This is a genomic window from Streptomyces sp. UH6 (assembly GCF_013421635.1).
GTDB lineage: Bacteria > Actinomycetota > Actinomycetes > Streptomycetales > Streptomycetaceae > Streptomyces > Streptomyces abyssomicinicus.
On sequence record NZ_JACADT010001035.1, the window covers coordinates 1 to 1,947 of the forward strand.

Below are 1,947 nucleotides of genomic sequence, written 5' to 3' on the forward strand. Positions count from 1 at the left end.
GGCGGTCGGGGCGATGCTCGGTTCCGGGGATCCGGTTCGCCACGATGAAAGGACAACCATGCCGATCTGCACGACGCGAGACGGTGTCGAGATCTTCTACAAGGACTGGGGCCGGGGCCGCCCGGTGGTGTTCATCCACGGCTGGCCGCTCAACGGGGACGCGTGGCAGGACCAGCTCAAGGCCGTCGCCGACGCCGGCTACCGCGGCATCGCACACGACCGGCGCGGGCACGGCCGCTCGACGCCGGTGTACGACGGCTACGACTTCGACACCTTCGCCGACGACCTGAACGACCTGATCACCCACCTCGACCTGCGGGACGTCACTCTCGTGGCGCACTCGATGGGTGGTGGGGAGCTCGCCCGCTACATCGGCCGCCACGGCACCGAGCGCATCCGTTCCGCCGTCCTGCTGTCCGCGATCCCGCCGCTCATGCTCCAGGGCCCGGACAACCCCGAGGGGGTCCCGCAGTCCGTCTTCGACGACATCAAGGCGGGCATCATCGCGGAGCGGTCGCAGTTCTGGAAGGACACCGCGGTCGGTTTCTTCTCCGCCAACCGCGACGGGAACAAGGTCACCCAGGGCAACAAGGACGCGTTCTGGTACATGGCCATGGCGCAGACGATCGAGGGCGGCGTCGACTGTGTCGACGCCTTCGGCACCACGGACTTCCACGAGGACCTCAAGAAGTTCGACGTCCCGACCCTCGTCGTGCACGGCGACGACGACCAGGTCGTGCCGATCGACGCCACCGGCCGGAAGTCCGCCCAGCTCATCGCGGACGCCGAGCTGAAGGTCTACGAGAGCGGCTCGCACGGCATCGCTCTGGTGCCGGGTGACAAGGAGCGCTTCAACAAGGATCTGCTGGAGTTCCTCAAGAAGTGACCCGCGGGCGTGGTGCGCGCCCGGCCGCCGTCATCGGCGCGCCGACGCCGGCGGCCGGGTCGCGGAGGCGGAGGAACGCGGTGCTGGGCAGCGCACCGTCCGGCGAACGGGCGCCCTCGGCGCCGCGCGGATCGTCCGAGCGCAGGCCGGTCAGGGGCACGGACGGTCCGTCCTCGTCCCAGGTGTTGCCCCAGGAGCGCACGGACGGGCCGAGCTCCGCCTCCCGCCGGTTGCTCCACGCGGCGTTGCGGACGAGGGAGGCGGCGGCGTCGGCGACGCGGAAGCCGGCGATGCCGTTGCGGTAGGCGCTGTTGCGCTCCAGGACCGGTGAGCCGGTGTTGCCGTCGTCGGTGAACCCGTGGCCCCCGTTGTCCCAGGCGGCGTTGTTCCTCACGACGTGCGCCACCGGGGCCCTGGTCCGGCCGCCGCCGAGGGTGAAGCCGTCACCGTTGCGGTAGGCCCAGTTGCCGTCGAGCACGACGGGATCGGTGAAGCCTCCCAGGTCGACGCCGTCGCCGCCGTTGTCCCAGGCACGGCAGTCGCGGACGGTGTTGCCCTCGCCGGCGCCGAAGACGACCGCCAGGCCCGTGCCGCCGCCGTCGCCCTGGCGGTTGTGGTGGAAGTCGCTGTCCACCACGGTGTTGCCGACGGTGCCCGCGTCCCGCAGCACCAGCCCTGACTCCGCGTTGTGGTGCATGGTCAGGCCGTCGAAGACGTCGTGCGCGCATCCGCTGCACACCCACGCGTGGCTGCTGGACCCGCGCACCTCCAGCCCGCGCACCGTCCAGTGGTCGGCGCGCTGGGTGACGGCCCACCGGCCTTCGGGAACGGCGGACACGTCGAGCACCGGGCGCTCGCCGCGGTAGGCGGTGAGCAGCACGGGGCGTGCGGCGGTGCCGTCGGTGTCGATGGTGACCGGTTCGCTCGGCCGGTAGGTGCCGCCGCGCAGGGCGATGGTCTGGCCGGGGCGCACCAGTCCGACGGCCTTGCCCAGCGTGGCGTACGGCCGGGTGAGGCTTCCGTCGCCCCTCTCGTCGGAACCGTCGGGCGCGACGACGATG

At 71.7% G+C, this 1,947-nt stretch carries 2 protein-coding genes; one reads left to right on the forward strand and one right to left on the reverse strand.

Going from position 1 to position 1,947, the window contains the following annotated elements; all coding sequences use genetic code 11:
* The first annotated feature begins 58 nt into the window (after nucleotides 1-58).
* A complete protein-coding gene (locus HW445_RS28860) occupies nucleotides 59-886 on the forward strand; it encodes an alpha/beta fold hydrolase (protein ID WP_180223790.1) in 828 nt (275 codons plus the stop codon).
* Here HW445_RS28860 and HW445_RS28865 read toward each other — a convergent pair.
* Nucleotides 876-1,947: right-handed parallel beta-helix repeat-containing protein (locus HW445_RS28865; protein ID WP_180223791.1), on the reverse strand; the 1,072-nt coding region annotated here is incomplete at its 5' end. The genes HW445_RS28860 and HW445_RS28865 overlap by 11 nt on opposite strands.